The organism is Nostocoides australiense Ben110 (assembly GCF_001050535.1).
GTDB lineage: Bacteria > Actinomycetota > Actinomycetes > Actinomycetales > Dermatophilaceae > Nostocoides_A > Nostocoides_A australiense.
Window position 1 is genome coordinate 3,186,706 of sequence record NZ_HG764815.1, and the last position, 2,543, is coordinate 3,189,248.

Annotated in this window: 3 protein-coding genes; all 3 read left to right on the plus strand. The window is 69.5% G+C overall.

Annotation, left to right across the window (positions count from 1 at the left end):
• A partial coding sequence (locus BN11_RS15455; RefSeq protein ID WP_048699171.1) for a tyrosine-type recombinase/integrase occupies positions 1-234 on the plus strand: 234 nt, incomplete at its 5' end.
• A gap of 49 nt (positions 235-283) precedes the next feature.
• Positions 284-1,069 carry a DUF3152 domain-containing protein gene (locus tag BN11_RS15460; protein WP_162213253.1) on the plus strand — a complete coding sequence of 262 codons (786 nt, stop codon included), beginning with the start codon at positions 284-286 and terminating at the stop codon, positions 1,067-1,069.
• A gap of 84 nt (positions 1,070-1,153) precedes the next feature.
• A complete protein-coding gene (locus BN11_RS15465; protein ID WP_048699174.1) occupies positions 1,154-2,332 on the plus strand; it encodes a pyridoxal phosphate-dependent aminotransferase in 1,179 nt (392 codons plus the stop codon).
• Positions 2,333-2,543: the final 211 nt, after the last annotated feature.

The following is a 2,543-nucleotide window of genomic DNA, read 5'->3' on the forward strand; positions in this document are numbered from 1 at the left end:
CGGCGGGTCCGCGAGGTCGTCCACGCCACCACCTCCCGCGTCCCGGGCGGCGCCGAGATGGCTCCGCACGGCATGCGGCATACCGCTGCCACGCATCTGCTCGACGGAGGAGCGGACCTGCGCACCGTGCAGGAACTCCTCGGCCACCGCTCCCTGGCGACCACCCAGCTCTACACCCACGTCTCGATCGAGCGGCTGAAGGAGTCCTATGCCCGCGCCCACCCCCGTGCCTGAGCGCACGCGCCCGGTGCCTGCCTCATCGCCACCGCCTCCGCGGCGCCCGATGAGCATGGAGCGCCGCTACCGACTGCGCCGCACCATGGCGCTGGCCGGGCTGCTCGTCGTGTTGTTCCTTCTCGTCAAACTGGTTGGTGCCGCCTTCGGCGACGACACTTTGGCGGCGAGCGCCAAGACCTCGCCCACCGCGGCGGGCGCCAGCCCGTCTGCCTCTTCGAGTAATTCGGCGACGGCGTCCGCGTCCGCAAGCGCGTCGGCGGGCACCCAGTCCGCGAAAGCCGTTTCCGTCCCCGCCAGCGGCGACGGAAAACTCTCTGTCCTGACCGTCCCCGGCAGCGATAGCTCGCGCACCGGCAAGAAGGTCACCTTCTCCGTCGAGGCCGAAGGCGGTCTCGGGGTCGACCTCGCTCAGTTCGCGAGCACGGTGCGGCAGGTCCTCGGCGACGAACGCGGCTGGGAGGCCAAGGACTCCCTGCACTTCGAACTGGTGGACAAGGCCAACATCGATGCCGGGACCGTGCCGGACGTGCGCATCACCCTGGCCAGCCCGAAGCTGACCGATGAGCTGTGTGCCCCCCTGCGCACCAATGGCGAGGTCTCCTGCAACCGGCACGGCCGCGCCGTGATCAACGCCAAGCGCTGGGGACAGGGCGTCGAGTACTACAAGGACCTGAGCCAGTACCGCATCTACATCATCAACCACGAGGTCGGCCACAGCCTCTGGCACCCGCACGAGACCTGCCCCGCCAAGGGCCAGCCGGCCCCGATCATGCTGCAGCAGACTCTCGGCCTGCAAGGTTGCACCGCTTGGCCCTGGCCCACCAAGGCCTGACCCGGCACGGAGCTGACCCGGCACCGGGTTGACCTGGAACCGGGCTGCCCCGGCACCGGGTCGCCAGGGCATACGCTGCGTTTCATGCAGCCCGGCGCGCGACCCCCGGCCAATGCGCTCCTCGAGCCGTTCGGCACGACGATCTTCGCCGAGATGTCGGCGCTGGCCGTCGCGAGGGACGCGATCAACCTCGGGCAGGGGTTCCCCGACACGGATGGGCCGCAGGCCGTGCTCGACGCCGCCAAGGCGGCCATCGATGCTGGTCGCAACCAGTACCCGCCCGGCCCGGGGTTCCCCGAACTTCTCAATGCCGTTGCGGCACACCAGCAGCGCTTCTACGGCATCGAACTCGACCCGGCGAATCAGATCCTCGTGACCGTCGGGGCCACCGAGGCCATCGCCGCGTCGATCCTGGCACTGTGCGCTCCTGGCGACGAGGTCGTCACGTTCGAGCCCTACTACGACTCCTATGCCGCGACGATCGCGCTCGCCGGAGCGCAGCGGCGCACGTGCGTGCTCCGTTTCCCCGACTTCGCCATCGACCCTGACGAACTGCGCAGTGCCTTCTCAGAGCGCACCCGGGTGGTGCTTCTCAATTCCCCGCACAATCCGACAGGCAAGGTGTTCACCCGCGCCGAACTCGAACTCGTCGCCGGGCTGGCACGGGAATACGACGCCTGGGTCGTCACGGACGAGGTCTACGAGCACCTCGTCTTCGACGGTCGCGAACACATCCCGATGAGCACATTGCCAGGCATGGCCGAGCGGACGCTTGCGATCTCTTCGGCGGGCAAGACCTTCTCCACGACCGGCTGGAAGGTCGGGTGGGTGAGCGGGCCGGCCCCAGCCGTCGCCGGAGTGCGCGGGGTCAAGCAGTTCCTGACGTATGTCGGCTCCGGGCCCTTCCAGTTGGCGACCGCGACGGGACTGGGACTGGCCGATGAGGTGTATGCCGCCCTGGCCGACTCGCTGCAGGGCAAGCGCGACCTGTTGGTCGCGGGGTTGCGTTCGGCCGGCTTGGCCGTGGCCGTGCCGCAGGGGACCTATTTCGTCATCGCCGACGTGTCGTCGCTGGGTGTCTCGGATGCCTTGGCGTTCTGCCGGGACGTCATCGCGCAGCGGGCGGGCGTGGTCGCGGTGCCGGTCTCGGTGTTCTGCGATGACGTCGCCGCCGCCCGCAGCCTGGTGCGGTTCGCCTTCTGCAAACGCGACGAAGTGCTCGCCGATGCCGCCGCGCGGTTGGCCCGCCTGACGATCGAATGACCTGACACCGCTGCCGCCGCGTCCGCGCGGTTTGTCCACAGCCGGGGCGGCAACTTCGGCCTTTCCACAGGGGTTCGCGACCCCCCTTGGCCATTCACCCCGGCGCCGGAAGGCTGGGGGGCATGGACACGGCATACCACCGCAGAGCGATCCGCACCCTGGCGGGCATGGTGATCGGCATCCTCGTGCTCGGCTGGCTGCCGGCCACCGC